General features: G+C 75.3%; 25 protein-coding genes. 13 read left to right on the top strand and 12 right to left on the bottom strand.

The window, feature by feature from the left end:
* Window positions 1-7 precede the first annotated feature (7 nt).
* A complete protein-coding gene (locus QRT03_RS31655) occupies window positions 8-1,081 on the bottom strand; it encodes a DNA topoisomerase IB (protein ID WP_286057159.1) in 1,074 nt (357 codons plus the stop codon).
* 50 nt (window positions 1,082-1,131) lie between these two features.
* On the opposite strand from QRT03_RS31655, the gene QRT03_RS31650 reads away from it, so the two are divergent.
* From QRT03_RS31650 to QRT03_RS31640, 3 genes are all read left to right on the top strand, one after another.
* The gene (locus QRT03_RS31650; protein ID WP_286057158.1) at window positions 1,132-2,841 is read left to right on the top strand and encodes a RecQ family ATP-dependent DNA helicase; all 1,710 of its coding nucleotides are present in this window, start codon (window positions 1,132-1,134) and stop codon (window positions 2,839-2,841) included.
* A gap of 79 nt (window positions 2,842-2,920) precedes the next feature.
* Complete coding sequence (locus QRT03_RS31645) at window positions 2,921-3,277, top strand: hypothetical protein (RefSeq protein ID WP_286057157.1); 357 nt, start codon at window positions 2,921-2,923, stop codon at window positions 3,275-3,277.
* Between the two features lie 208 nt (window positions 3,278-3,485).
* A complete protein-coding gene (locus QRT03_RS31640; RefSeq protein WP_286057156.1) occupies window positions 3,486-5,534 on the top strand; it encodes a 4-alpha-glucanotransferase in 2,049 nt (682 codons plus the stop codon).
* A 72-nt stretch (window positions 5,535-5,606) separates the two neighbouring features.
* Here QRT03_RS31640 and QRT03_RS31635 read toward each other — a convergent pair whose 3' ends face one another.
* Together QRT03_RS31635 and rfaE2 (QRT03_RS31630) are read right to left on the bottom strand one after the other, a co-directional pair.
* A complete protein-coding gene (locus QRT03_RS31635; protein WP_286057155.1) occupies window positions 5,607-6,431 on the bottom strand; it encodes a glycosyltransferase family 2 protein in 825 nt (274 codons plus the stop codon).
* Complete coding sequence (rfaE2, locus tag QRT03_RS31630; RefSeq protein WP_286057154.1) at window positions 6,424-7,896, bottom strand: D-glycero-beta-D-manno-heptose 1-phosphate adenylyltransferase; 1,473 nt, start codon at window positions 7,894-7,896, stop codon at window positions 6,424-6,426. The genes QRT03_RS31635 and rfaE2 (QRT03_RS31630) overlap by 8 nt, the downstream gene beginning before the upstream one ends.
* A 179-nt stretch (window positions 7,897-8,075) precedes the next feature.
* Between rfaE2 (QRT03_RS31630) and QRT03_RS31625 the strand changes: the two genes are divergently transcribed.
* Window positions 8,076-8,495: an anti-sigma factor antagonist gene (locus QRT03_RS31625; RefSeq protein WP_286057153.1), complete on the top strand. Its 420-nt coding sequence runs from the start codon at window positions 8,076-8,078 to the stop codon at window positions 8,493-8,495.
* Here QRT03_RS31625 and QRT03_RS31620 read toward each other — a convergent pair.
* The 7 genes from QRT03_RS31620 to QRT03_RS31590 form a co-directional block, all read right to left on the bottom strand.
* Window positions 8,486-9,172: an SDR family oxidoreductase gene (locus QRT03_RS31620; protein ID WP_286057152.1), complete on the bottom strand. Its 687-nt coding sequence runs from the start codon at window positions 9,170-9,172 to the stop codon at window positions 8,486-8,488. The genes QRT03_RS31625 and QRT03_RS31620 overlap by 10 nt on opposite strands.
* Window positions 9,169-10,701 (bottom strand): D-glycero-beta-D-manno-heptose 1-phosphate adenylyltransferase, encoded by a 1,533-nt coding sequence (gene rfaE2 / locus QRT03_RS31615; protein WP_286057151.1) that lies wholly within the window; start codon window positions 10,699-10,701, stop codon window positions 9,169-9,171. The genes QRT03_RS31620 and rfaE2 (QRT03_RS31615) overlap by 4 nt, the downstream gene beginning before the upstream one ends.
* Window positions 10,698-11,237, bottom strand: coding sequence for a D-sedoheptulose-7-phosphate isomerase (locus tag QRT03_RS31610; protein ID WP_286057184.1), 540 nt, complete (start codon window positions 11,235-11,237; stop codon window positions 10,698-10,700). Before QRT03_RS31610 ends, rfaE2 (QRT03_RS31615) begins: the two co-directional genes overlap by 4 nt.
* Window positions 11,238-11,338: 101 nt before the next feature.
* On the bottom strand, window positions 11,339-12,619 hold the full coding sequence (locus QRT03_RS31605) for a glycosyltransferase (RefSeq protein ID WP_286057150.1): 1,281 nt from the start codon (window positions 12,617-12,619) through the stop codon (window positions 11,339-11,341).
* A 180-nt stretch (window positions 12,620-12,799) separates the two neighbouring features.
* Window positions 12,800-13,858: a glycosyltransferase gene (locus QRT03_RS31600; RefSeq protein ID WP_286057149.1), complete on the bottom strand. Its 1,059-nt coding sequence runs from the start codon at window positions 13,856-13,858 to the stop codon at window positions 12,800-12,802.
* A gap of 51 nt (window positions 13,859-13,909) precedes the next feature.
* Window positions 13,910-14,962, bottom strand: coding sequence for a glycosyltransferase family 9 protein (locus tag QRT03_RS31595; protein ID WP_286057183.1), 1,053 nt, complete (start codon window positions 14,960-14,962; stop codon window positions 13,910-13,912).
* The gene (locus tag QRT03_RS31590; RefSeq protein ID WP_286057148.1) at window positions 14,953-15,462 is read right to left on the bottom strand and encodes a D-glycero-alpha-D-manno-heptose-1,7-bisphosphate 7-phosphatase; all 510 of its coding nucleotides are present in this window, start codon (window positions 15,460-15,462) and stop codon (window positions 14,953-14,955) included. The genes QRT03_RS31595 and QRT03_RS31590 overlap by 10 nt, the downstream gene beginning before the upstream one ends.
* Before the next feature lie 249 nt (window positions 15,463-15,711).
* On the opposite strand from QRT03_RS31590, the gene QRT03_RS31585 reads away from it, so the two are divergent.
* From QRT03_RS31585 to QRT03_RS31565, 5 genes are all read left to right on the top strand, one after another.
* Entirely contained in the window at window positions 15,712-16,140 is a 429-nt protein-coding gene (locus QRT03_RS31585) for an ATP-binding protein (RefSeq protein ID WP_286057147.1), read from the top strand.
* Window positions 16,137-16,961, top strand: a complete 825-nt coding sequence (locus tag QRT03_RS31580) for a SigB/SigF/SigG family RNA polymerase sigma factor (RefSeq protein WP_425604934.1) — start codon at window positions 16,137-16,139, stop codon at window positions 16,959-16,961. The genes QRT03_RS31585 and QRT03_RS31580 overlap by 4 nt, the downstream gene beginning before the upstream one ends.
* A 38-nt stretch (window positions 16,962-16,999) precedes the next feature.
* A complete protein-coding gene (locus QRT03_RS31575) occupies window positions 17,000-17,899 on the top strand; it encodes a glycosyltransferase family 9 protein (RefSeq protein ID WP_286057146.1) in 900 nt (299 codons plus the stop codon).
* Between the two features lie 76 nt (window positions 17,900-17,975).
* A complete protein-coding gene (locus QRT03_RS31570; RefSeq protein ID WP_286057145.1) occupies window positions 17,976-18,350 on the top strand; it encodes a hypothetical protein in 375 nt (124 codons plus the stop codon).
* 135 nt (window positions 18,351-18,485) lie between these two features.
* Complete coding sequence (locus QRT03_RS31565; RefSeq protein WP_286057144.1) at window positions 18,486-19,361, top strand: DUF1206 domain-containing protein; 876 nt, start codon at window positions 18,486-18,488, stop codon at window positions 19,359-19,361.
* A 71-nt stretch (window positions 19,362-19,432) separates the two neighbouring features.
* Here QRT03_RS31565 and ligD read toward each other — a convergent pair whose 3' ends face one another.
* A complete protein-coding gene (gene ligD / locus QRT03_RS31560; RefSeq protein ID WP_286057143.1) occupies window positions 19,433-20,431 on the bottom strand; it encodes a non-homologous end-joining DNA ligase in 999 nt (332 codons plus the stop codon).
* An 87-nt stretch (window positions 20,432-20,518) separates the two neighbouring features.
* Between ligD and QRT03_RS31555 the strand changes: the two genes are divergently transcribed.
* A complete protein-coding gene (locus QRT03_RS31555; RefSeq protein WP_286057142.1) occupies window positions 20,519-20,713 on the top strand; it encodes a hypothetical protein in 195 nt (64 codons plus the stop codon).
* 4 nt (window positions 20,714-20,717) lie between these two features.
* Here QRT03_RS31555 and QRT03_RS31550 read toward each other — a convergent pair whose 3' ends face one another.
* Window positions 20,718-21,896 (bottom strand): acyl-CoA dehydrogenase family protein, encoded by a 1,179-nt coding sequence (locus tag QRT03_RS31550; RefSeq protein ID WP_286057141.1) that lies wholly within the window; start codon window positions 21,894-21,896, stop codon window positions 20,718-20,720.
* A gap of 83 nt (window positions 21,897-21,979) precedes the next feature.
* On the opposite strand from QRT03_RS31550, the gene QRT03_RS31545 reads away from it, so the two are divergent.
* The 3 genes from QRT03_RS31545 to QRT03_RS31535 all read left to right on the top strand — a co-directional run bounded on the left by QRT03_RS31545 (window position 21,980) and on the right by QRT03_RS31535 (window position 26,631).
* Entirely contained in the window at window positions 21,980-22,888 is a 909-nt protein-coding gene (locus tag QRT03_RS31545) for an AraC-like ligand-binding domain-containing protein (protein ID WP_286057140.1), read from the top strand.
* A gap of 111 nt (window positions 22,889-22,999) precedes the next feature.
* On the top strand, window positions 23,000-25,015 hold the full coding sequence (locus QRT03_RS31540) for an SDR family oxidoreductase (RefSeq protein ID WP_286057139.1): 2,016 nt from the start codon (window positions 23,000-23,002) through the stop codon (window positions 25,013-25,015).
* A complete protein-coding gene (locus QRT03_RS31535; RefSeq protein ID WP_286057138.1) occupies window positions 25,012-26,631 on the top strand; it encodes an AMP-binding protein in 1,620 nt (539 codons plus the stop codon). The genes QRT03_RS31540 and QRT03_RS31535 overlap by 4 nt, the downstream gene beginning before the upstream one ends.
* The last annotated feature ends 12 nt before the right edge of the window (window positions 26,632-26,643 follow it).

Raw genomic sequence — 26,643 nt, 5'->3', positions numbered from 1 at the left:
CGGGAGATCAGTCCCGGTCGGTGACCAGCTCGAGGACGGCCGCCTCGACCTGCTCGCGCATGGCGAGGTCCGAGGGGTCGGCCTCGCGGATGGCGTCGAGCACGGTGCGGCCGGCCTCGAAGTGCTCCACGAGCACCGGGTCGACGTACGAGCGCCGGCAGACCGCCGGGGTGTTGCCCAGCTGACCGGCGACCGTCTTCATGGTCTGCGTGACGGCGGACTTCCGCTTGCGTTCCGCGGTCGGCGGGTTCCCGTCCGGCCCGACTTGGGTGGCGAGCGCGACGGCGGCGACCACGCCCGCGTTCCACGTCCGGAGATCCTTCGCGGTGAACTCGTCGCCGACCAGCTCGTGGACGGCCTCGTTGACGTCGTCGGCCGTGACGTCGTGCCACACCCGCTTACGCTGCCGCGTCGTCGACCAGGCCAGCAGATCGTCGCCCCCGCCGCGGCGACGCTTGAGCGAGGTGACGAGCTGGTGGGTCGCGGGGTCGGCGATCGTCAGGGTGCGCGGCACGCCCGCCTTCGCGACGTAGCGGAACTGCACCGACCCGTCCTTGCGGGCACTGGCGTGCTCGCGGCGCAGCGTGGCCAGGCCGAAGGACGCCTCGGAGTACTTGTCACCCTCGGCGTACTCCTCGCCGCCGACGCGGAACACCCCGAGGTCGAGCAGCCAGACCGCGCCCGCCATCACCCGGTCGCGGCCGAGGCCGTCGGTGTCCAACCGCTCCAGGAGGGTCTTGCGGACCTCGGGCATCTGGGCGCCGAGCCGCGCGACGCGGACGAACTTCTCGCGCGACTGCTGCTCGGTCCACTCGGCGTGGTAGCGGTACTGACGCCGCCCGGCCGCGTCGGTGCCGACCGATTGGATGTGGCCGTCGGCGCGCGGGCAGATCCAGACGTCGCGCCACGCCGGCGGGATCACCAGGGCGGCGATGCGGTCCAGCGTCTCCGGGTCGGTCACCGCCTCGCCGGTGGTGAGGTCGAAGTAGCTGAAGCCCTTCCCCCGGCGGCGGCGTCCGAGCCCGGGCCCGTGGGGGTCGACCCGCGTCAGCGTCACCGGCCCGACGTACCCGTCGGTCACCCACCCGCAACCCGCGTTTCGAGGGACGGGGAGCGACCCACCCCGGCGCCGTGACAGCGCGCCCCGATGCGGACACCACGGCCCAGGACCCCACGGCTCCGGACCCCAGCGACGTGATCGGCCCGTGCGGCCCGGTGCCCGCGGTCGTCGCGGGACTCGACGAGGCCACGACCCGCTTCCTCGGCGAGGGCGCGGAGCTCGGCGACGGCCAGCGGGACGCGATCCTGTCCGCCCTGACCACCGACACCCTCGCCGTCCTCCCGCCGGCCGCGGGCAAGACCGCGATCTACGCGATCGCCGGCGACCTGCTCGGGGGCCGGACGATCGTGGTGTCGCCGACGCTGTCGCTGCACCGCGACCAGGCCGCGCACCTCGTCGACGCCGGGGTCGCCGCGGCCGCGCTGAACTCGGAGACCGGTCCCGGGGCTGCGGCCGCCTTCGCCGCCGGCGAGCTCGCCGTGCTGATCACGTCACCCGAGCAGCTCGCCCGCCCCGACGTGCTGCGCGAGCTCGCGGCGGGATCCCCCACGCTGCTCGCCGTCGACGAGGTGCACTGCGTGAGCGACTGGGGCCCGGACTTCCGGCCGGACTACCTGGCGCTCGCGCCGGCGGCCCGGGCGCTCGGCTCCCCGCGCCTCCTCGGGCTCACCGCGACCGCGTCGGTGCCCGCGCGCGAGGAGATCCTGGACCTCCTCGGCATCCCGGAGGCGTGCGTCGTCGTCCGGGACGTCGACCGGCCGCGGACCCACCTCACGGTGCGCCTGGTGCACGAGGAGGAGGCGAAGTGGGGGCAGGTGGTGGACGCGGTGACGGGGTCCGAGGGCGCCGGGATCGTCTACGTCACCACCCGGGGTCACACCACGGAGGTCGCCGATCGCCTGACTGCGGCGGGCGTCCCGGCCCGCGCCTACCACGGCGGGATGCGTCGCAAGGAGCGGCAGGAGGTCCAGGACGCGTTCATGGCGGGCGACCTGCGGGTCGTCGTCGCGACCAGCGCCTTCGGCATGGGGATCGACAAGCCCGACGTGCGCTGGATCGTCCACGGCGACACCCCGACCTCGATCGACGCCTACCACCAGGAGATCGGCCGGGCCGGGCGCGACGGCGGGTCCGCGCGGGCCGTGCTGTTCCACCGGCCGCAGGACCTGGCCCGGCCGAAGCTGTTCGCCTCCGGCCGGGACGCCCGGGCGGCGGCGCTGGCGACGGTCGTCGAGGCGATCCGCCTGCACGACGACGGGGTGGCGCAGGCCGAGCTGGCCGACGCGGCCGGGCTGTCCAAGGCCGCCCTGTCGCGGGCCGTCCCGGCCCTCGTCGTGGGCGGCAGCGTGGCGCAGGCGCCCGGCCGACGGTTGGTGGCCGGGGTGAACGACGCCCCGGCCGCGGAGGTCGCCGCGGCCGCGGCCGGACTGGTGATGCGCAGCCGCGAACGGCAGCGGTCGAAGGTCGAGCTGGTCCGCCGGTACGCCGAGGGCAGCGGGTGCCGGCGGCGGACCCTGCTCGAGGTGCTCGGCGAGGCCCGCGACGAGCCGTGCGGGAACTGCGACCACTGTGACTCCGGCGACGTCGGCGACCCCGGCGAGCGGTCCGGTGCGTCCCACGGGGAGCCGGCGCCCGGCGAGGCCGTGACCCACGACGAGTGGGGGCACGGCGTCGTGCAGACGGTGGGGGACGACACGGTGGTCGTGCTCTTCGACGACGCCGGCTACCGCACGCTGTCGATCCCCGTCCTCCGGGAGCGGGGCCTGTTGACCTCCGTGTGACCGCGCCGGTGTTTGCCCGTCACGCCGAGCGCCGATTCTGGTAGTGCTGTCCCGGATTGCTGTCGAACGGAAGGTGCCCGTGCTCCTCGACCCCATCTCGACCCGGCCCGACACCGGGGACTTCATCGACGCCGACCTCCCCGTCACCCCGCTCCCCGACCCGACCCGGGTCCTCCCCGACGACCTCGGCTCCCTCGTGGTGCGCGCCCGCCGCGACCGCGGCTCCGCCCTGGCCCTGGTGCACCTGCTCCTCGAGCGCGGCTGGACCGCCCCCGAGGTGAGCTCCGCCCTCGACGGGCTTGTGCACCTGACCCGCTCCCAGATCGAGGCCCTCGCGTCCGTGCGCCGGCCGCGGACCTCCGCCTCGGACGTCGCCGACCGCCTCGTCGCGAACCGCCGTCCGCTCACGCGCGTGCCGCACCCGCGCTCGGGCTGACCCGCTCCCCGTTCCGACCGAAGGGCACCCTCGCTCGATAGAGCGGGCCGTGGGCGCCCTTCGCCGGGACCACGCCGTTCGACCGAAGGGCCCCTTCACTCGGGTAGATCGAGCGAGGGGGCCCTTCGCTCGATCCCGACGGCGGGTCCACGCACGCCGGACCGGGTAGACCTGGGATCCTGGTCGTCCGACCCCCGAGAGGAGCCCGGTGCCCGGCGAGAACGCTGTCTCCGACGACCTCGCGACGCTCGCCGCCGCGCACGGCGTCGCCACCTCCTACCGCGACGCGGGCGAGCGGACGGTGCAGGTGGACGCGTCCGTCGTCGTCGACGTGCTCGCCGCCCTGGACGTGGACGCCTCCACGCCGGAGGCGCTCCGGGCGGCGCTCGACGACCGCCGGGAGGGCGGCCTGCCGCCCACGCTCGTCGTCGGGAACGAGCCCGTGGAGCTGCCCGCGCCCGGGGAACTGACGCTCGAGGACGGGACCGTGCAGCAGGTCGCGCGGCTCGCGGACCTGCCCGTCGGGTACCACCGCGTGCGCGTCGGGCCGGAGGAGGCGACGGTGCTCGCGCCGCCGTCGACGCTGGCCGACGTCCCGCGGACCTGGGGCTGGATGGTGCAGCTGTACTCGCTGCACTCGTCCGGCTCGTGGGGCGTCGGCGACCTGGTGGACCTGCGCGACCTGCTGGCCGCCGCGTCGGAGCAGGGCGCGGGAGCGGTGCTGTGCAACCCGCTGCACGCGCTGCGGCTGGAGCCGACGGTCGAGGCCTCGCCCTACTCCCCCTCGTCCCGACGGTTCCTGCACCCGGTCTCGCTGCGGGTGACCGCGACCCCGGCCTACCGCGCCGCGCCGGCCCACGTGCGGCACGCGGTCGACCGGCTGGTCCCGACCGACCCTCTCGCCGACGAGAAGCCGACCGACCTGATCGACTACGACGCCGTCTGGGCCGCGAAGCGCGCGGCACTGGCGATGCTGCGGCCGTTCGCCGGCTCGGTCGGCGCGCTGCCCGGCGTCGAGCGCGCCGCCCCGCCGGTCCCCGGTGCGTACGCCGAGGAGCACGCCGACGACCCGGACGCCGCCCTGGCCGCCGAGCACCGCGCGACGGTGGACGCGCTCCCGGAGGCGCTGCGCGACGTCGCGACCTGGTACGCGCTCGCCGAGCGGCACGGCCCGGAGTGGCGGACCTGGCCCGAGGACGTCCGCTCCCCCGATGCGCCCGGCATCGAGGCCGCCCGGGACGAGCTCGCCGACCGCGTGTCCTTCCACGCCTGGTGCCAGTACCTGCTGGACCTCCAGCTCGCGGACGCGCACGCGGCGACGTTCGGGATGCCGGTCGGACTGATCGCGGACCTCGCGGTCGGGTGCGCGCCGGACGGGGCGGACGCGTGGGCACTGCAGTCGTTCCTCGCGCCCGGCGTCCACGTCGGTGCGCCGCCGGACGACTTCAACCAGCGCGGCCAGGACTGGTCGCTGCCGCCGTGGCGCCCGGACCGGCTCGCCGAGGCCGGCTACGGGCCACTGCGCGACATGCTCGCCGCGGTGCTCCGTCACGCCGACGGGGTGCGCATCGACCACGTCGCCGGACTCTGGCGGCTGTGGTGGATCCCGCCGGGCCGCCCGGCCACGGAGGGCACCTACGTGCACTACGACGCCCGGGCGATGCTCGCGGTGCTCTCGATCGAGGCGTCCCGGGCCGGGGCGGTCGTCGTCGGGGAGGACCTCGGGACGGTCGAACCGGAGGTCACCGAGGGGCTCGCCGCCCACGGGATGCTGGGCTGCGCGGTGCTCTGGTTCCAGCGCGACGAGCACGGCGACCTGCTCCCGCCGTCACGGTGGGACCCGATGACGCTGGGCACGATCTCCACCCACGACCTGCCGACCGCGGTCGGGTTCCTGCGCGACGAGCACGTCCGGGCCCGCGACGAGGCCGGGCTGCTGACCGACGTCGACGCGGCCCGGGAGCAGGCCGCACGCGAGCGCGAGGAGCTCGTCGGGCTGCTCGTCTCGGAGGGGGCGCTCGGGGAGGACCGGTCCGAGGGGGCGATCGTCGCCGCGATGCACCGGCTGCTCGCCGGGGCGGGCTCGCGGATCGTGCTGGCGGCCTTCACCGACGTCCTCGACGAGGTGCGCCAGCCGAACCTGCCCGGGACCACCGACGCCTACCCGAACTGGCGCATCCCGCTGCCGCTCGCGGTGGACGAGCTGCTCCGCGACCCCCGGGTGCAGGCGACGGTGGCGGCGCTCCGCGGGCGGTAGGGCGCCGCCGTACCCCCCGGATTCGTGACGTCCAGCGTCAGCATGGCCGCAGTGCTGACACCCCGGAGGGGGTCAGAGCGGCAGCAGGTCCACCGCCGACGACCCGCGGTCGGGCAGCGTCGTCGCCGACTCCTGGTGGTAGGCGCCGCTGGGCAGGATCCCCGCAGCGCCGGAGCGGGCCATGACCCGCTGCTGGACGAGCACGTCCTCGCCGTGGGCGTCCTGCGGCACCTCGCGCCAGAAGTCGAACCCGCCGGCGTCGAGCAGCGCGGCCCGGTCGAACAGGACGCACCCGGCCGCCCAGGCGATCCGGTACGCCGACCACGACGACGGGTCGGGCACCGCCCCGCCGGGGGCATCCAGGCCCTCCGCGAACGCCAGGTGCAGCCCGTTCGCCGCGTTGCCGAGGCGCCACCGCTGCCACGCCGGCGACTCCTTCTCGATCCGCTCCGGACCGGGCTCCCAGGGCTCGTAGGTGACGCGCTCGTGCGGGCGGTCGTCGTCGAGGTGCGAGAGGCCCTGCATGGCGGCGGCGACCATCCCGCACCCGAGCTCCCGCAGTGCGGAGTGCAGGCGCGCGAGGACGCCCGGCTCCAGCCACACGTCGTCGTCGAGGAAGAGCACCGCCGGCGCGGACGACCGGGACAGCAGGAACGCCCGCTGCTCGGCGATCCCCCGCCGCGGCAGGTGCCGCGTCAGCTCGACCTCCACGCCCCGGAGGCGCAGCGCGCGCACCAGCGTCGTCGTCGACGGGGTGTCGAAGGAGGCGTCCCCGTCGGACTGGTCGGAGACCACGACGCGGAACGGGACGCCGCTCTGCGCGGCCAGGCCGGCCAGCGTGGTGGCGAGCTCGGTGGGGCGGTCCTTCGTCGGGATCAGGACGTCGATGTCAGCCACGAGCGCGGATCTTCTCCACGATCAGCGACGTCGACCGGTCCGGCAGATAGTCCAGGATCGCGACCTGCCCGCCGTACGCGCTGACGGTGGGGGTCTCCGGGAGCATGTCCGGCGTGTAGTCGCCGCCCTTGGCGTAGACGTCCGGGCGCAGCTCCTCGAGCAGAGCGACCGGGGTGTCCTCGGCGAACCCGACGACGTGATCCACGCAGGACAGCGCCCCGATCACCGCCGCGCGGTCGGCGAGCGGGTTCACCGGACGCTCCGGGCCCTTGAGCCGGCCGACGCTCTCGTCGGCGTTGAGCGCGACCACCAGCACGTCACCGAGTCGTTTCGCCTGGTTGAGGTAGGCGACGTGGCCCCGGTGGACGACGTCGAAGCAGCCGTTGGTGAAGACGATCCGCCGCCCCTCGGCGCGGTGGCCGGCGACCAGGCGCGCGAGCTCGTCGGGGGTGGACAGCGCCTCCCCGGACGCCGAGACCCGCGCCGCGAGGTCGGAGGTCGAGCAGACGGCGGTGTGGGCGCGGGCGACGACGACGTCCGCGGCCGCCTGGGCGAGCTCCGCCGCGGTCGCCGCGGGGGTCCCGGCGGCGAGGGCGAGGGCGAGCCCGGCGGTGAAGGAGTCCCCGGCCCCGCAGGTGCGGCTCTCCGGCGCGGGGCGGGCCCAGGTGCGGTGGGCGGGCTGGTCGGGGGCCAGCAGCACCGCGCCGTCCCGGTCGAGGGTGACCACGACCGTCGACGCCCCGGACCGCTCGCGCAGCTCCGGTGCGGCGGCCTCGGCGGCCGCGACCCGGTCCGGTGCGGGCAGGGGCCGGCCCAGCAGGGTGGCCACCTCCCCGGCGTTGGGGGTCACGACGTCGGGTCGGGCCGGCTGCCAGCGCGCGACGTCGTGGGCGTCGACGACGAGCACCCCGAGCCGGTCGCGGCGCCCGACGAGCGCGGCCACCGCGTCGTCGTCCAGGGCGCCCGCGGCGTAGTCGCAGACCACGGTGGCGTCCGGTTCCCCCGCCAGGGCGTCGTCGAGGGCCCGGTCGAACCCGCCCACCGGGCGCACCGGGGGCACGGTGTCGTAGCGGGCGACCATGGCCTCGTCGGCGACGATGCGCCGCTTGGCCGCGGTCGGGCGGTCGGTGGCGACGAGGACGCCGGACGTGTCGACGCCGGCCTCGGCGAGGAGCCGGCGCACCGTGCGCCCGTCGTCGTCGTCACCCACGACCGAGACCAGGGCGACCCGCGCTCCGAGGGCCGCCAGGTTGGCCGCGGTGTTCGCGGCCCCGCCGGGCTGGCAGCGCGTGCGGTCGATCTCGACGACCGGCACGGGCGCCTCGCGGGAGAGCCGGTGGCTCGGGCCGGTCATCCAGCAGTCGAGGACGGCGTCGCCGACGACGACCACCCGCGGCGCGCTGCCGGCCAGCCGGTGCGGCAGGTCGACGGCGAGCGGGGCGCGGTCGAGGGGTGTCAGGGACAACGGTCCTCCTCCTCGGACGTGATGGTGGGACGTGCGCGGGTGCTCACGTGGCCGGGGACCGCGGGGCCGTCTCCGCTAGGGTTCCGACGCCAGAACCGTGGGGTCCAGCCATGCGCCCCCGGCCCCGACCGACGACCCGTGGGCTCCCTCCCTGGGTCGCCCGTGTCCCAGGAGGCCGTGTGCACCCCGACCGGGGCGAGCGCAGCGCCGGCGATGGCGCGCGCCCGGCCCCGGACCCCGGGACGGTGGAGGTCGCGGTGCGCGACACCGACGACGGCGTGGCGGTGGTCGCGGTCGCGGGCGACGTGGACGGCGCCGCCGCGGCGACGCTGCGCGCCGGCGTCGAGCGGGCCGCCACCGACGCGCGGGCGGTGGTGCTGGACCTCGACGACGTGGCGCTGCTCGCCTCGGCGGGCATGACGCTGCTCCTCGAGATCACCGAGGACCTGCGCGGACGCGGCGTCCCGGTGCTGCTGGCCTCGCAGGCCCGCACCGTGCGCCGCCCGCTGCGGATCACCGGGCTGGACCGGGTGCTGACGCTGCACGACGACGTCGCGAGCGCCCGCGCCGCGGCCGGTGACGGTGCGGATCACGGGTAGGACGACTCCCCGGACGCCGCGACGACCAGCTCGCGCACCTCGCTGCCGGGCGGGCGGGTCAGCGCGAACAGCGCCGCCTCCGCGGTCTGCGCCGGGTCGTTGAGCTCCGCGTCGGGGCCTGGCTTGTACTGCTCGGGGCGATCGTCGAAGAAGTGCGTCCACATCCCGCCCGGGATCAGCAGCGTCACGCCGACCTTGCCGGCCCACTCCGCGGCGATCGCGCGGGTGAAGCCGACGACGCCGAACTTCGAGGCGCAGTAGGCGGACGCGTCCGAGACGGCCTTGATCCCGAGCGTCGACGAGACGGTGACGACGGTGCCGTGGCGCTCCTCGAGGCTCGGGAGGGCCGCCCGGACGACGGCGGCCGTGCCGAGCAGGTTGACCGCGACCACGCGCTCCCACTCGTCCCACTCGACGTCGACGATGCGCCCGCAGCGGTCGATGCCCGCCGCGGTCACGACGCCGTCGAGCCCGCCGTGCTCGTCGATCGCCCGGGCGACGGCGGCCTGGGCGGCGGTCGGGTCGGCGAGATCGACCTCGACGAAGGCGTGCCCGGCGTCGGGGGCCTTGAGGTCGAGGACGACCGGCGTGCCGCCGGCGTTCGCGACGGCCTCGGCGACGGCGGCGCCGAGTCCGGACGAGCCTCCGGTGATCAGGACGGTGCCGGGGTCGGTCATGCGGATGCTCCTTCGATCGAGCGTGCTGCCTGGGACACGAGCCGGGTCGACGAGCGCCCGGCGTGGTACGGGACGGCGACGACCTCGCCGCCCCAGGAACGGACCAGCGGTGCCTCGGGGAGGTCGTCCGCGGCGTAGTCGCCGCCCTTGACCCACACGTCGGGGCGCAGGCGGGCGAGCAGGGCCTGGGGGTCGTCCTCGTCGAACACCGCGACGGCGTCGACGCAGGCCAGGGCGGCCAGCAGCTCGGCGCGGTCGGACTGCCCGACGATCGGGCGGGCAGGGCCCTTGAGCCGCGCGACCGAGGCGTCGGAGTTGAGGCACACGATCAGGACGTCACCGAGCGCGCGGGCGGCGGCCAGTGTCCGGGCGTGGCCGGCGTGCAGGAGGTCGAAGCACCCGCCGGTGGCGACGACCCGTCCGCCACGGCCGCGGACCTCCTCGGCCAGCGCGACGGCCGCGTCGGCGTCGCCGGGGATCAGCTGGCCGTGGGCGCCCGTGGCCGACCTATCCGACCGAAGGGGCCCTTCGCTCGGATCGGGGCCGGGGGCCGCCGGTTGGCGGTGGGCGCCCATGGCCGGTCTATCCGAGCGATGGGGCCCTCCGGTCGAATCGCGGTGGACGCCCGGGTGGTGCCAGGTGCCGTCGTCGGCGCGGCGGACCGCGCCCGCTCCCCCGCCGCCGACGAAGCTGCTGGCAGCGGCCACGGCGGCCGACACGGCGTCGTCGAGCGCGCGGCCCGACGCGAGGGCGAGGGCGGCGGCCGCGGCGAACCGGTCACCGGCGCCGCACGGGTCGCCGCCGCTCGCGGCCCGGGCGGGCACGGCCGCGTTGCCCGCGGCCGAACGCAGCAGTGCGCCGTGCGCGCCCGCGGTGACGACGACGGCTTCGGCCGCCCACCGCTCGCGCAGGTCGGCGGCGGCACGGGAGGCGGTCGACAGCCAGTCGGAGCCGGCGGTCGCGCCGGCCTCGGCGAGGTTGGGCGTGACGAGGGACGCGCCCGGGACCGGGTCGGTGCCCTTCGGGTGCGGGTCCCACACGAGCGGCACGCGGCGGGCGGCGTCGGTGAGCAGGGCGCGCAGGTCGGGGTCGGCGGTGGTGCCGCGGCCGTAGTCGGCGACCAGCACCGCGCCGGCCGCGCCCAGCTCCGCGGCAACCGCGTCGAGGTCCCACGGCCCGCCGCCGAGACCTCCGGTGTCCAGCCGCAGCAGCGGGCGGTCGCCGGCGAGCATCCGGGTCTTGCGGGGCATCTCACCCGTCGTCGGGAGCCCGACGACCTCGACGGTGCCGGCGAGCAGTTCGACGAGCCGCCGGGACGACGCGTCGTCGCCCAGCGGCGTCACGAGCCGGACCGGGCGCGACGACGACAGCGCCGCGAGCAGCGCGGCCAGGGCGGCACCACCGGGACGGGGTCGTTCGTCGGTGGCGTCGAGGACCGGCGCCGGGGCGTCCGGGCACAGGCGGGACGCGGAGCCGTCGACGTCGACGTCGAGCAGGGCGTCGCCGATCACCAGGAGGGGGGCGCTCATGCGACCGACCTCCCGAGCGTCGAGTCGACCATCTCGCAGAGCAGGTGCACGGCGACCAGGTGTGCCTCCTGCACCGACGGGGTGACCCCCGGCAGGCAGATGGCCTCGTCGCTGCACTCGGCCAGCGGGTTGGGCGCGGGCCCGGTGATCGACCAGACGGTGACCCCGAGGGCCCGCGCGACCTCGGCGGCTGCGAGTAGGTTCTCGCTGCTCCCGCTGGTCGAGAGCAGGATCAGCACGTCGCCGGGCCGCCCGTGCGCGCGGACCTGGCGGGCGTAGATCTCGACGAAGCCGTAGTCGTTGCCGAGCGCGGTGATCGTCGAGGTGTCCGCGTGCAGGGCGAGCGCCGAGAGCGGCTCGCGCTCGCCGCGGTAGCGCCCGACCAGCTCGGCGGTGAGGTGCTGCGCCTCGGCGGCGCTCCCGCCGTTGCCGGCGGCGAGCAGCCGTCGTCCGGACGAGAGCCGCGCGGCCAGCTCGGCGCCCCAGGCGGCGAACACCGGGGCGTGCGCGCGGACGGCGTCGAGGGTGGCCGCCAGGCCGTCGAGGTGCTTCCCGACGACGAGCGCCGGGTCCTGTCCGGTCCGGGTCGGCCGGACGAGCGGAGCGACGGGGGTGTCGGAGGTCGGGGGGACGGTGGTCACGAGCGCACTCCCGTCAGGTCGGCGGCGGGGACGGCGGGCGTGGCCGCGGCGGCGGTCGTGACGACGTCCGCGTAGACCGCGGCGGTCGCGGCGGCCACCCGGTCCCAGGCGTAGTGCTCCAGCACCCGGGCGCGGCCGGCGCGGCCGTGGCGCTCCCGGCGGTCCGGGTCGGCCAGCAGCGTGGCGATCGCCCGGGCCGCGGCGTCCGGGTCGCCCGGCGGCACGTGCAGGCCGGTGACGCCGTCGACGACGGTGTCGGCGAGGCCGCCGACCCGGGCGGCGACGACGGGACGCCCGGCCGCCATGGCCTCGAGCGGGACCAGGCCGAAGGGCTCGTAGGCGGGCAGCGCGACGACGACGTCGGCGGCCCGCATCAGGTCGGGCACGGCGGCCGGTCCGACCCGCCCGGCGAAGCGGACGCGGTCGGTGACGCCCTCGGCGGCGGCGACGGCCTGCAGCCGCTCGACCTCCGGGTCGCCCGCGAGCTGCGCGCCCTCCGGGCCGCCCGCCACCACGAGCTCCGCGGGCCCGGGGACCCGGGCGATCGCGCGGATCGCGGTGTCGACGCCCTTGCGCGGGACGAGCCGGGAGACCGTCAGGACCTGCGGCGGGCCGGCGACCCGACCGTCGACGGCACCGGCGCCGGGGTCGAACCGCCGGACGTCCACCCCACAGGGCACGACGTCGACGGTGGTCGCGGGCACGCCGAGCGCGATCAGCTCGCGCACCTCGTCGGCGCACGTGGCGATCACGCGGTCGACCGAGGCGCCGAGGTCGGACTCCAGCGCCACCCGGGAGGGCGGGCTGGTGTCGGCGGCGCCCTGGTGACGGCGCTTCACCGACCCGAGGGCGTGGAAGGTCTGCACCACCGGCACGCCCAGCGCGCGCCCGGCGTCGAGGGCGGCCAGGCCGGACATCCAGAAGTGCGCGTGCGCGACGTCGGGACGCCTGATCGCCCACCGCTGCCGCAGCACCGTCGCGAACTCGTCCATGTGCTCGAGCAGGTCGTCCTTGGGCAGCTCGACGGCCGGCCCGGCGGGCACGTGGTCCACCACGACCCCCGAGGGCAGGCGGACCTGCTCGGGGGTGTGCGGGTCGGTGCGCCGGGTGTGCACGACGACCTCGTGGCCGGCGAGGGCGAGCGCCTCGGCGAGCGCGTGCACGTGGACGTTCTGTCCACCCGCGTCGACGCTGCCGAGGGCGCCGGCGCCCGTGCCGGGTCCGGCGGGGCGCACGGCGAGGGGGCTCGCGTGCTCCGAGACCATGGCGATGCGCATGGCGGTGTCCTCCTCCGGTGCGCGCGCGCACGCCACGACCGGCCGTGACGGCGGGTCGCAGGAGCGCGCAGGGGCGCACGGCGATTCGGGATGGTCGGACGGCGACCATGGGCTGAAGTCGCGACCGCGGAGGGTGGTGCCGGTGGACGAGGCCGGGCCGACGCTGGCCCGGCCGTGCGGTTACAGCGGGACCGGTGCGACGGGTCTGGCGTCGGGTCCGCTGCGGGCGGGGACGGTGGAACGGCTCGCAGCGGTCTCGGCGAGCACGTCGTCCCAGTCGGTGAGGAACCGGTCCACGGAGAACCGGGCGGTGGCGATCTCGCGGGCGCGCGTCCCGTGGGCCCGGGCGAGATCGGGGTCGGCGCGGTAGGTGCGCAGGGCCTCGTGCAGCACGTCGAGGTCGGTGGAGACGACGCCCGCGTCCGGCGGCACGCTCACGGCGGCCTCGGCGGTCGCCAGCCCGACGACGGGCAGGCCGAGCATCATCGACTCGATGAGCGCGAGGCCGAGCGAGGTCCAGCGGATCGGGTGCAGGTAGACCCGGCGACGCGCCAGTTCGGCGTGCATCCGGTGCTGCGGGAGGTCACCGATCACCCGGACGTCGGGATGCTCGACCGCCTCGGGCAGTCGCTCGGTGCCGATGCCGAAGACGTCGAGGCCGCACGTGTCGGCGAACCCGGCGAGCAGGTCGGTGCCGGTGACCCGGTTCCGGCGCACGGGCTCGTTGACGACGACGGCGGCCCGGTCGAGCTCGCCGGTGTAGCGGTGCCCGGGGTCGAGCACGCCGTGGTCGACGACGCGGGTCGGCGCGCGCCCGCAGTCCCACATGAGCGCGTTGAAGTGGGTCACGTGGACCACCGGGATGTCGTCACGCTCCGCGACCGGGTGGCGGGTGGCGGGTGCATCCCCGCGCGGCGTGTTGTGCTCCAGCCAGACCGCCGGGAGGTCGGTCCCCGGTGTCCGTCCGGTCCAGCGCTCGACGAGCTCGATCTCCTCCGGGCGCTGGAGCACGACGACGTCGATCTCGTCCGCGCGGGCGACGAGCTCCTCCGGCGAGCACTCCACGGCGGCATCCGGCCAGCTCCAGGCGGCCGGACGGCCGCCTCCCCACGGTCCGCGCTCGGGCAGGGTCGGCAGCAGGTAGCGGTGCCGTCCCTGGACGAAGGCGGTGGACCACGAGCCGTGCACGTGCCAGTGCAGCACCGTCAGCGACGGTCTCGTGGCGGGGGTGGAGGTCACCGGCGAGGAATCCCTTCGGCTTCGAGCTGGTAAACGCTCGTCGGGAAACTACTACTCACCGTGAACACCGGCAGGGCAACCGATGCTGACCAGCGCGTTCACCGCCCGCACGACCTCCGCGGCGGACACATCCGCAAGACAGGGGTGCCCGGGGACCGGGCAGATCCGGGCCCGCGTCCCCCGGCACGGGGCGTGCTGGTCGCCCAGCAGGACGTGGGGCACGCCATAGGGCGCCCACCGTCGGGCGGGCACCACGGGGGCGAACAGCGACACGACCGGGGTACCGACCGCGGCGGCGAGGTGGGCGGGCCCGGTGTTGCCCACGACGACCGCGTCCGCGTCGCGCAGCACCGCCGCCAGCTCCGCGAAGCTCGTGGCGCCGCCGAGGTCGACCCCGTCGCGCCCGGCGACCGCGGCGGTCAGGGCGGTCTCGGACGGCGAGCCGGTGACCACCACCCGGTGCCCCGCAGCCCGCAGCGCGGTCACCGCCTCGGCGCACCGCGCCTGCGGCCACGCGCGCGCGGGGACGGAGGCCCCGGGGTGCAGCACGACGTAGCGGCCCGTGACCGGCGACGGCCCGACCGCGCGGACCCGCAGCGACCCGTCGTCGGGACGGGGGTAGCCGCCGCGCCCGGCGATCGCGAGCGCGCGTTCGGGCTCGGGGAGGTCGTCGTCGAGGTCCACGGTCGGGTCGAGGGCGGGGTCGCCGGGGCGCAGGCGGACGTCGATCAGGTCGCCCGGGAAGTCGACGGAGGCCGCCGCGATGCGCCGGACGCCGGCCATCCGCAGCACCAGGGCGGTCGGCAGCGGGGACTGGTGGAAGGAGGTGAACACCACGGCCTCGTCCGCGCCGAGGGCGGCGAGCCGCTCGACGGTCGCCGCGACCGACTCCGGCGTCAGGGCCGGGGCGTCGCCGTCCACCCAGCTGCAGTGCCACACCACGACCTCGTCGACCCCCGGCAGCAGGCCCGCGGCCTGGCGCCCCTTCGGCCCGACGACGGCCACGACCTCGTCGGCGCGCGCGGCGATCGCGCGGATCGCGGGCCCGGTGAGCAGGACGTCGCCGTCGGAGTCGAGGCGGACGGCGAGGACCTTCACGGACAGCCCAGCAGGTCGAGGGCGTGCAGCAGGTCGCGGGCGACGAGGGGCGCGGCGTCGATCTCGGCCTGCCGGGTGACGGCGGTGGGGACGAGCACGGACCGTGCCCCGGCGGCGGCCGCGGCCCCGACGTCCGCACCGATGTCGCCGATCACGGCCACCTCGTCGGGCGCCACCCCGAGGCGCCGGCCCGCGTCGAGCACGAGCCCGGGGGCGGGCTTGCGGCAGGAGCACCCGTCGTCGGGACCGTGCGGGCACCAGGCCCACACCCCGATCGGGCCGACGAGCTCGTCGAGCCGGGCGTTGACGGCGTCCACCTGCGCGGTGGTGAGGACCCCGCGGGCGATCCCGGACTGGTTGCTGACGACGCCCGTCGCGAGCCCGGCGGCCCGCAGCCGGTCGAGGGCGGGGCGGGCGGTGGGGACGGGGTCGACGAGTTCCGGGTCGCCGTTGTAGGGCACGTCGTGGACGAGGGTGCCGTCGCGGTCGAACAGGACGGCGCGCACGCGGGGCACCTCGTGAGCAGACCACGTCGGGGCGGGCGTCGCAGGTCGCCCGGGCCCCCGAGGCCCGGCCGGGTGGTCCCGGTGCGGGCGACGCCCCGGTTTGTCGGCGGGGGCCTCGGGTACACGAACCGCGACCGAGACGGCTCGGGGACCCACCCGGCGCCGCGGAGACTCATCGCTCCGTCGGGTCTCCGTGGAGCACCGTCGTCCGCGGCCCCCGGCGTCGTGGAGCGGGACGAGGAGGTGCTCGTGGCGCGGCCCAGCTCGACCCTCGCCGACGAGGACGGCCCGCCCGAGGACGTGGAGGTCCGCGTCCCGGCCGTGCCCCGCGCGGTGGTGACGATGCGCACCGTCGCGGCGGACCTGGCCGCCCGGGCGGAGTTCACGCTCGACGCGGTGGCCGACCTCCGGATGGCCGTCGACGAGGCGTGCTCCAGCCTCGTCCCGCTCGCCCGCCCCGACACGAAGTTGACCTGCACCTTCATCCTCGACGAGGAGCGCATCACGGTGACCGCCACCGTCCTGACGCCCGGCCCCGAACGGCTGCCCACCGACTCCTTCGGTTGGCGCATCCTGACGACCCTGGCCGACGATGTCCGCATGCTCTCGTCGACCGGCGACCCGTTCCGGCTCGCCCTGCGCCTCTCGGTCCGGCGGCTCGGGACCGAGCTTTCGTGACGGCGAGCGACACCGGCACCGCCTCCGGCACCACCACCCCGAGCGAGCGCCGCGGCTCCCGCGGCGAGTACGACCACCTGATGCCGAAGCTCGCCGAGCACGCCCGGCTCGAGCCCGGCTCCCCCGAGCGGCTGCGTCTGCGCGACGAGCTGGTGCGGGGTCACCTGCCGGTCGCCCAGCACATCGCCCGCCGCTTCTCCCGGCGCGGCGAGCCCGAGGAGGACCTCGAGCAGGTCGCCACGCTCGGGCTGATCAACGCCGTGGACCGGTACGACCCGGAGCGCGGCACGGACTTCCTCTCCTACGCGGTGCCGACGATCACCGGCGAGGTGCGGCGCCACTTCCGTGACCAGGCCTGGTCGATGCGGGTGCCGCGGCGGCTCAAGGACCTCAACGTCACGCTGTCCTCGGCGATGGGCCAGATGTCGCAGACGCTGGGCCGGGCGCCGACGGCCGCCGAGCTCGCCGAGCACCTCGACCTGCCCAAGGAGGACGTGCTCGAGGCGCTGGAGGCCTCGAACGCGTACCGGTCGGGCTCGCTGGACGAGATGCTCGTCGACGACCCCGACTCCGGCACGGTCTCCGACCTGCTCGGCGAGGCCGACGCCGCACTGGAGAAGGTCGAGTACCAGCAGTCGCTCGCCCCGCTGCTGGCCGCGCTCCCCCAGCGCGAGCGGACGATCATCATGCTCCGGTTCTTCAAGAACATGACGCAGTCGCAGATCGCCACCGAGGTGGGGATCTCGCAGATGCACGTGTCCCGGCTCCTGGCCCGGACCCTGATGCAGCTGCGCGACGGGCTCGGGGAGAACGCCCGCTGACGGTTCATGTCCTGCGGGACCTCGGGCTCGGGGACCTGTTGGTCGCCGTCCCCGCCCTACGCCTGCTGCGCCGGGCGCTGCCGGACGCGCCGTGCGTCCTGTACGGGCCGGCGTGGGTGCGGGACGTGCCGGGGTTCCCCGTACTGCCGCCCCCGGCTGGCGACGCACCACGGCCGATCGACGATGTCCCGCTGCACGCATCCGGTGGGTCGCCGTCGCCGCTCGTGCTGGTGAACCTGCACGGGCGTGGCCCGGAGAGCCACGCCCGGCTGGACGCTCTCGTTCCCGACGGTGCCGTGGCCCGGCGGATCGGGCACGCGGCCCCCGGCTGGGACGGCCCGCCGTGGACCGACGACCCGACCCGTCCGGAGCGGCGCCGCTGGTGCGACCTGCTCGCCGCGTGCGGCCTGGTCTCCCCCGACGAGGCGGCGTCCGCGGCCGACGACCTCCGCCTACCCGAACCGCCCCCACCGAACGTCGGGACGGGGGTCACGGTGATCCACCCGGGGGCCGCGTTCGGCTCGAAGCGGTGGCCGGTGGAGCGGTTCGCCGCCGTGGCGGGTGCGCTGGCCGACGCCGGGCACGACGTCGTCGTCACCGGCGGGGCGGACGAGGTGGCGCTGACCCGCCGGGTGCCGGGGCGGGACCTGGCCGGGCGGACGTCGATCGGGGACCTGTGCCGGCTGGTCGCCCACGCCCGCCTGGTGATCGCCGGGGACACCGGGATCGCGCACGTCGCGACGGCGTACGGCACGCCGTCGGTGACGCTGTTCGGGCCGGTCGGGCCGGAGCAGTGGGGACCACCGCTCGACCCGCGCCACGTCACGCTCACCGATCCGTCCGTGCGCCGTGGTGAGCGGTTCGCCGACCGTCCCGACCCTGCTCTGCTCGCGATCGGGGTCCAGGAGGTCCTCAACGCGGCCGTAACCGTTTCGTGATCTCGCCGTGATTGCTCTGTTAGGTTGCCGGCGCTCGACCACCCGGAGTGCTCCCCCAACGGGAACGGAGAAGCGCATGACTCACGACCTCGACCAGGACACGACCTCGGCCTGGCGCCGCCGCGCCGCGGGCGTCCTCGTCCTCGGTGCCGCGACGGCCGCGCTCGGCGCGGGCACCGCGTCGGCGGCCCCGACCGAGACCGACTCGATCGACTCGGCGTCGCAGCAGCAGAGCTCGGGCGACCAGAGCTCGGACGACCAGCAGGGGTCGGACTCCGAGGACCAGCAGCAGGGGTCCGACGAGGAGCAGGGCTCGGACGACCAGCAGGGCACCGACGACGTCACGGGTGCCGGCCAGGCCGCGGCCCAGCAGCAGGGCGGCGGCTCGCCGCTCGACGTGCTCACCGCCCCGCTCGGGGCCGTGCTCGGCGGCGGGCTCGGCGGGCTGTAGCACCGCAGCGAGACGACGGACGCCCCGTCCCCGGACTCCCGGGGGCGGGGCGTTCGTCGTTCCGGACGGGTGTGCGCCACACCTCACAGGTGCCCCACAGCGACAGATCCGCAGCGCGGGGGTACCACTGTCGTCATGAGCATCGTGCCCGCCTCGACCGTGGACGAGGGGCCCGTGCTCGACCGATCTGACGACGCCGACGACCTGCGCGACGCCCCCGCCTGGGTGGAGTCGATCGGGCGGGTCGGCCTCGTGGCCTACGGGCTGGTGCACCTCGGGATCGCAGTGCTCGCCGTCCGGATCGCCGCACTCGGACCCCGCTCGAGCCACGGCGAGGACGGGCACGCCGACCCGCGCGGTGCCGTCTCGCTCGTCGCCGCCGGCGGCGGGTTCTTCGGGCGCTGGCTGCTCGCCGCCGCGGCGATCGCGCTGGTGGCCTTCGCGTTCTGGCAGATCCGAGCTGCCGCGGTCGGGTTCCGGTGGGCCCGGCCCGAGGAGCGGTGGCGCAAGCGGCTCGGCGCGGGGGCGAAGGCCCTGGGCGTGCTGTCCGTGGCCTACATCGCCGCGGAGTTCGCGACCCGCCTGCAGGGCCGTCGCAACGCCTTCCAGGAGACCGTGCGTGACGTCTTCGCCTACCCGGGCGGGCGGTGGCTCGTCGCGGTCATCGGTCTGGTCGCCGTCGGGATGTTCGTCTCGATGACCTACACCGGGGTCCGCGCGACGTTCATGGGCGACCTGGTGCCCGAGAAGCTCGCGGGATACCGGCGGAGGCTGACGCTGGTCACGGGGTCGGTCGGGAACCTGACGCGGGCGATCACGTTCGGGGTCGTCGGGGTCCTGACGGTGGCCGCGGCGATCAACGACGACCCGGACCGCATCGGCGGCGTCGACATCGCCCTGCGCACGATGGCGTCGTACACGGTCGGTGCTGCGATGTTCGTCGTCGCCGCCCTGGGCTTCGCCGCCTACTGCGTCTACTGCGTGATGGACGCGTACGCGCGGCACCCCTAGATGTGGCTGCGCCAGGTGAGCATTTAGTGGGGCTATAGCCCCACCAAGTGCTCACCTGGCCGCAGGCCACATCAGATCTCCCGCACCACCTCGCGGGCCGCCTTGTCCTCCCGCAGCCCCTGGTATCGGGGGTGGCGGAGGCGGCCGTCGGAGGTCCACTCGCCGAACCCGACCTGGCACACCAGCTCCGGGCGCACGAAGTGCCGGCCGCGCTCGCGGGGGGCGTCGGAGAACGGGTCCTCGTCGGTGGCCAGCGGGTCGAGCCGGGAGCGCAGCAGCTTCAGCGCCGCATCGTCGAACCCGGTCCCGACCTTCCCGGCGTAGCGGAGCACCCCGCCGTCGTAGTAGCCCACGAGCAGCGCTCCGAGGACGCTGCGCGACCCGGCCGGGTCGGTCCACCCGCCGATGACGAACTCCTGGTCGCGGACGCACTTGAGCTTGAGCCAGTCGTGGCTGCGACCCTCGGTGTACGGGGCGTCGAGGCGCTTCGCGATCAGCCCCTCCCACCCGTCGGCGCACGCCGCGTTGCGGAGCTGCAACGGATCGCCGTCGAGCACCGGGGAGATCACCAGGACCGGCGGGTCCGGCCGCACGACCGTCTCCAGCAGGGCCCGCCGCGTGCCCAGCGGGAGGCGGGTGACGTCGAGGTCGTCGAGGACCAGCAGGTCGAAGAGGTGGCACTCGATCGCCACGCCGGTCGCCCGGGCCCGGCGCTCGTCGGACAGGTGCATCCGCGCCTGCAGCGACCCGAACCGGCCGTCGGCGGCGATGATCTCCCCGTCGAGCACGAACCGGTCCGGCCCGGCCGCGTCCAGGGCGTCGACGACCTCCGGGTAGCTCGCGTCCGCCGGCTTGTGGTTGCGGCTCCACAGCCGCGGCCGCTCCCCCCGCTCCCGGGTCGCGATCACCCGCACGCCGTCGAGCTTGCGCTCGAACGTCCAGCCCGCCCGCGGGGGCGGCGGGTCGACCGGCTTCGAGAGGGTCGCGAGCATCGGCGGGCGGAACCCGGCGTCCGGGGCACGGCGCAGCGCACGCACCTGGTCCGGCGGGAGGTTCGCGAGGTCGACCACGGGCCTTCCCTACCCGGTCGGCCGCCCGGGGGCGAGCCCGATCACCCGACCTGCGCCACCGGTCGTCAGGAACGACAATCCGACGGCATGAGCGACCCCTCGCAGCGCGCCGCGGACCTCGAGCAGCAGTACGTGAACGAGTACGAGGGCACCGAGGAGGCGCTGACCGGGCTCGACCCGGACCGCGACGACTCCGACCAGACCAAGGACCGCATCGAGGCCGTCGCCAAGGACGACCAGACAGCGGACGAGGTCGAGAAGATGGCCGACGAGGACCGTTAGGCGCTCACTCCACCAGGTCCAGGAACACCCACCGCGCGTCCGGCGCGAGCCCGGCCAACCGCTTCCCGGCCCCCTGCACGACGGCGGGTCCGGACGTGACGTGCTGCGTTCCCCCGTGCAGGTCGCGGAAGACGCGGTTGAGCGGTCCGGAGCGCAGCGCGGTCGTCCCGGCCCACCGGTAGACCGTCTGGCCGACCTCGAGCGCCGCCTCCGTCGTCGACGCGAGGGCGAGGCGGGTGAGGGTCTCCTGGTCGGTGGTGAGCGGGGAGCCGGTCGCGAGCGTGGCCTCGTTGTCGGCCCACACCTCGAACGTCCACGCCCGCGCCGCGCGCAACGTCGCCTCCGCCCGGGCGTAGGCGGCGTGGAACTCCGTCGTGTCGACGCCCGCCCGGTACGTCCCGCTCTTCGCGACGGCGAGTGCGGACATCTCGTCGAGCAGCCGTCGCCCCACCCCGAGCGCCCAGCCCGCGTGGCAGATGCCGGCCATGTTCGCCAGGCCGCACCGGTAGACGGCCCCGCCGACGAGGGGCTCGGTGGTGGTCGCGACGTAGGTCCGCGCGGCCGGGACGAACACGTCGTCGAGGTGGTAGTCGATGCTGCCGGTGCCGCGCAGGCCCATGACGTCCCAGTTCTCCACCAGGGACGCCTCATCCTTGGGCAGGGTGAACACGAGCGCCTCGCCGGTCTCCTCGACGATCGCCGCGGTGTGCACGTGGCTGCAGTGCAGCAACCCGGAGGCGAACTGCCAGGACCCGGACACGCGGTAGCCGCCCGGGACCGCCCGCGCGCGGCCCGGCCGCGTGCCCTGCCCGGCCGCCAGGATCCGGTGGCCGCCGTCGAGCATGTCCGCGACGGTGTCCGCGCCCAGATAGGCGACCGTGGTCCCCGCGACCATCTGCAGCGTCATGACGACCCAGCCGGTCGAGGCGTCGGCGCGCGACACGGTCTCGACGGCCCGGATCAGCTGGCTGGGCGTGAACTCCGGCCCGCCGAGCTCGGCCGGCATCCCGACGTCGAACGCGCCCGCGTCCTCGAGGGCTTCCACCACCCGCGGGGTGAGGCGGCCGCCGGTCTCGACGGCGTCGGCCTCGTCGCGCAGCAGCGGGTCGAGGGCCTCGAGGCGGGCGAGGATCGCGGCGTCGTCGCCGACGTGCAGGCCGGGGCGGGTGAGCTGCTCGGTCATGACCCCGACGCTAGGTGTGGCGTGCGTCTCAGGGCTCTCGCTACAGTGCACGGGCCTCTCCGACGGGCGCACGAGGTGGGGACATGGACGCCGACGCGACCGCCTGGTCCGACGTGGTGTCGGACGCCCTCGTCGCCGCGGACTTCTCGTTCTCCCGCCCCGAGCGCTTCCGCGGGCGGGTGACGACGCGCCGGCTCGGGCCGACCTCGCTGATCGCGATGGTCGCCCACCCGCACGTCGCGGTGCGCGCCCGCGAGCACATCGCCGCGCACGCCTCCGCGGAGACGCTGCTCTCGCTGCAGCTCGAGGGCGGCGCGGAGTTCCGCCAGGACGGCCGCACCGCGATCGTCGGGCCCGGTGACCTGGTCTTCTACGACTCCGCCCGCCCGGTCGAGATCGTCGCGGCCGCGGGCTACCGCAGCCTGTGTTTCCGGTTCCCGACGACCGGTCCGGGCGCGCACCGGCGCCCCGACCCGCTGACCGCCACGACCCTGCGCGGCGCGCACGGTCTCGCGCCCGCGGTGGCCGGCCTGCTGACCGGCCTGCAGTCCTCGACGGGCGCGGGCGCCGGGCTCGCGGCCCAGCAGGCCGTGGAGCTCGCGCGCACCCTGTTCGACGACGAGCTCGGCCGGCGCGGCCTGCTCGTCCCGGACGACCCGCACGAGGGCCTGCGCGCCGCGTTCGACGAGCACGTCGAGGCCCACCTCGCCGAGGTGGACCTCACGCCCCGCTCGGCCGCGGCCGCGCTGTTCGTCTCGCCGCGCCACCTGCACGCCGTGCTCGCCGAGGCAGGCCGCACCCCGGCCGGGACCATCCGCACCCGCCGTCTGGAACGGTGCCTGGCCGACCTCGCCGACCCGGCGGAGGCGGCGACGCCGGTGTCGTCGATCGCGCGACGGTGGGGGTTCCCGAACGCGACCCGGTTCGGTCAGCTGGTGCGTCGACACACGGGACGGACGCCCACCGCCTATCGCCGGGCGATGCTCGCGTGAACGGCCGGGTTGCCTCCGGTCGTCCCCCGATCGCACCACCGGTCGCCGGGCGACGACGAACGGTGCACTCGGCGTAGCGCGCTCGGGTGTCTCGTGCCACGATCCAGCGCCATGCGCTACCTCGTTACCGGCGGTACCGGGTTTCTCGGGCGCGCGGTCCTCGCCCGGCTCCTGGCGCGCGAGGACTGCGAGGCGGTCTACGCGCTGGTCCGCGGCGGGTCGGTGGAGAAGCTGCGCCGGCGGACGCGCGAGCTGGACGGCGCGGACAAGCTGGTGCCGGTCACCGGCGACCTGACCGCGCCGCGGCTCGGGCTGGACGACGCGACCGTGGACGACCTCTCCGGCCAGGTCGACGACGTGCTGCACCTCGGCGCGATCTACGACGTCACGGCCGACGAGGAGGCCAACCGCACCGCGAACGTGGACGGGACGCGCCACGTCGTCGCGGTCGCCGCCGAGATCGGGGCGCGCTGCCTGCACCACGTCTCGAGCGTCGCGGTCGCCGGCGAGCACGAGGGCGTGTTCACCGAGGACGACTTCGACCTCGGGCAGAGCTTCGGCAACCCGTACCACGAGACGAAGTTCGCGGCGGAGAAGATCGTCCGCGAGGAGTCGACGGTCGCGTGGCGTGTGTACCGGCCCGCGATCGTCGTCGGTGACTCGCAGACCGGCGAGATGGACAAGATCGACGGGCCGTACTACCTGATGGGCGCGATCAGCGCCCTCGGCCGGCTCCCGGGATTCCTCCGCCTGCCCGCGCCGGAACTGGGCGCGACGAACATCGTCCCGGTCGACTACGTCGCCGACGCGATGGTCCGCCTGGTGCACACCCCCGACCTCGACGGCCGCGCGTTCCACCTGGTGAACCCGCGCCCCCAGCCGCTGTCGGAGATCTACAACGCGCTCGCCGGCCCGCTCGGGGCCCCGAAGCTCCTGCCGGTGCTGCCGACCGCCGTCGGGAAGGCCCTGACTCGCGCTGCCGACTCGCTCGCCGACACCGGCGCCGGCGGGTCCGCCCGCGACATCGCGCTGGCCGAGTTCGACATCCCGCCGGAGGTCCTGCCGCACCTGACCTTCCCGTGCGTCTACGCGGCCGAGCAGACCGTGCAGGCCCTGGACGGCTTCCAGCCGCCCGAGTTCGGCGACTACGCCCCGGTCCTCGTCCGGTACTGGCGCGAGCACCTCGACCCGAACCGAGCGCGCCGCGACCGGCCGGGTCCGCCCCTGCTCGGCCGCCGGGTCGTGATCACCGGAGCCTCCAGCGGCATCGGCCGCGAGACCGCGATCCGGGTCGCCCGCAACGGCGGGGTCCCGCTGCTGGTCGCGCGGCGCTCGGACGAGCTCGAGGAGGTCAAGGCCGAGATCGAGCGCGAGGGTGGCCAGGCGCACGCCTACTCCTGCGACATCACCGACGCGGAATCCGTCGATGCGACCGTGAAGTCGATGCTCGCCGACCACGCCGGGCCGGACACCGGCATCGACATGCTCGTGAACAACGCCGGCCGCTCGATCCGGCGCTCGGTGAAGCTGGAGCTGGACCGGTTCCACGACTTCGAGCGCACGATGGCGATCAACTACTTCGGCGCGATCCGCCTGACGATGGCGCTGCTGCCGCACATGATCGAGCGGCGCTTCGGCCACGTCGTCGACATCTCCTCGATCGGCGTGCAGACCGGCCCGCCCCGGTTCTCCGCCTACGTCGCCTCGAAGGCGGCGCTGGACGCGTGGGCGCGGATCGTCGCGACCGAGGTGATCGGGGACGGCGTCACGTTCACGACGGTGCACATGCCCCTGGTCCGCACGGACATGATCGCGCCGACCCGGATCTACGACGCCTTCCCGACGCTCTCGCCCGACGAGGCCGCGGACATGGTCGTGAACGCGCTGATCGACCGACCCAAGCACGTCGGGACGGCCCTCGGCACGCTCGGCGCGGTCTCGTCGTCGCTGACCCCGAGGCTCGTCGACGTCGTCATGCACATCGCCTATCGCGTGTTCCCGGAATCACGGGCGGCGCGTGAGGGTAGTGACGGAAAGACCCCCGGGGAGGACCGCGCGCTGCAGACCGGTCCCCTCTCCCGGGGCGCGCAGGCCTTTGCCCGACTGCTTCCTGGAGTGCACTGGTGAGGACGCCCTTCGGTACCCCGACCGAGCTCGCGACGGGTGTCCGTCTGTTGATCGGGGCCGGGGTGGTCGCGCCGATCGCGCCGCACCGGGTGGTGAAGTTCCCGTACGCGCTCTACCGGTACGGGTTCACGCCGACCACGGCCTACACCATCGGCGCGTGGCGCCACCCGGACCAGATCGCGATCGTCGACGACCGCGGCACGCTGACCTACCGCGAGCTCCACGAGCGCACCGACCGGCTCGCCCGGGCGCTGGCCGACCGCGGTGTCGGCCCGGGCAGCAAGGTCGCGGTGCTCTGCCGCAACCACCGCGGCCCGATCGAGACGATCATCGCGACCTCGAAGATCGGCGCGGACGTCGTCCTGATGAACACCGGCCTGTCGACCGGGCAGATGAAGGCGGTGGCCGAGGAGCAGGAGCTGACCAGCGTCGTCGTCGACTCCGACCTCGCCGACCGGCTCGAGGAGGTCCCGGAGTCGGTCACGCGCATCGGGGCGTGGCAGGACGAGGGCTCCGGCTGCTGGGGCGACGACACCCTGGAGGGGCTCATCGCGGTCGACGGCTCGAAGGAGCTGCCGACGAAGCCACCGACGGGCAAGACGATCGTGCTCACCTCGGGGACGACCGGGACGCCGAAGGGCGCCGAGCGTCCGTCCCCGAACGGCATCGGCCCGGTCAACGCGATCCTCTCGCGCATCCCGCTCACCGCCCGCGAGCCCGCCCTGGTGTCCGCGCCGCTCTTCCACACCTGGGGCTTCGCGGCGTTCCAGATCGGCTCGCTCATGGGCTCGACGCTGGTGCTGCGCCGCAAGTTCGACCCGGAGGACGCGCTGCGCCAGCTCGCGATCCACCGCTGCACGTCGATGTTCGCGGTGCCGGTGATGTTGCAGCGCATCCTGGAGCTCGACGAGGACGTGATCGCCCGCTACGACACGTCCGCGCTGAAGACGGTCACCGCGACCGGGTCGGCGATGCCGCCGCACAAGGTCACCGAGTTCCTGGACACCTTCGGCGAGAAGCTCTACATGCTCTACGGCTCCACCGAGGTCTCGTGGGCCTCGATCGCGAAGCCCGAGGAGCTCCGTCGGGAACCGGGCACGGCTGGTCGCCCGCCGGCGGGCACCGACGTGAAGATCCTGGGGGACGACGACCAGGAGCTCCCGGCCGGCGAGACCGGCCGCATCTTCGTCGGGAACGACATGCTCTTCACCGGCTACACCGGCGGGCGGGGCGAGACCGAGGTCGTCGACGACATGCTCGGCACCGGCGACCTCGGGCACTACGACGAGAACGGCCTGCTGTTCATCTCCGGCCGCGCCGACGACATGATCGTCTCCGGCGGCGAGAACATCCACGCCGGCGAGGTCGAGGGCCTGCTCGGGGACATGAACGGCGTCAAGGAGGCCGCGGTCGTCGGGGTCGACGACGAGGAGTACGGCCAGCGTCTCGCGGCCTATCTAGTGCTGGAGAGCGGCGCGGAGCTGACCGCCGACGAGGTCCGCGACCACGTCAAGAACCACCTCGCCCGCTTCGCGTCCCCGCGCGACGTGGAGTTCGTCGACGAGCTGCCCCGCAACCAGACGGGGAAGGTCGTGAAGTCCGAACTCGGTTCGTGACCTCCCGCTGGT

Source organism: Actinomycetospora termitidis (genome assembly GCF_030286555.1).
In the GTDB taxonomy this organism is placed as follows: domain Bacteria; phylum Actinomycetota; class Actinomycetes; order Mycobacteriales; family Pseudonocardiaceae; genus Actinomycetospora; species Actinomycetospora termitidis.
This window is presented reverse-complemented; position numbering and strand designations above follow the sequence as displayed.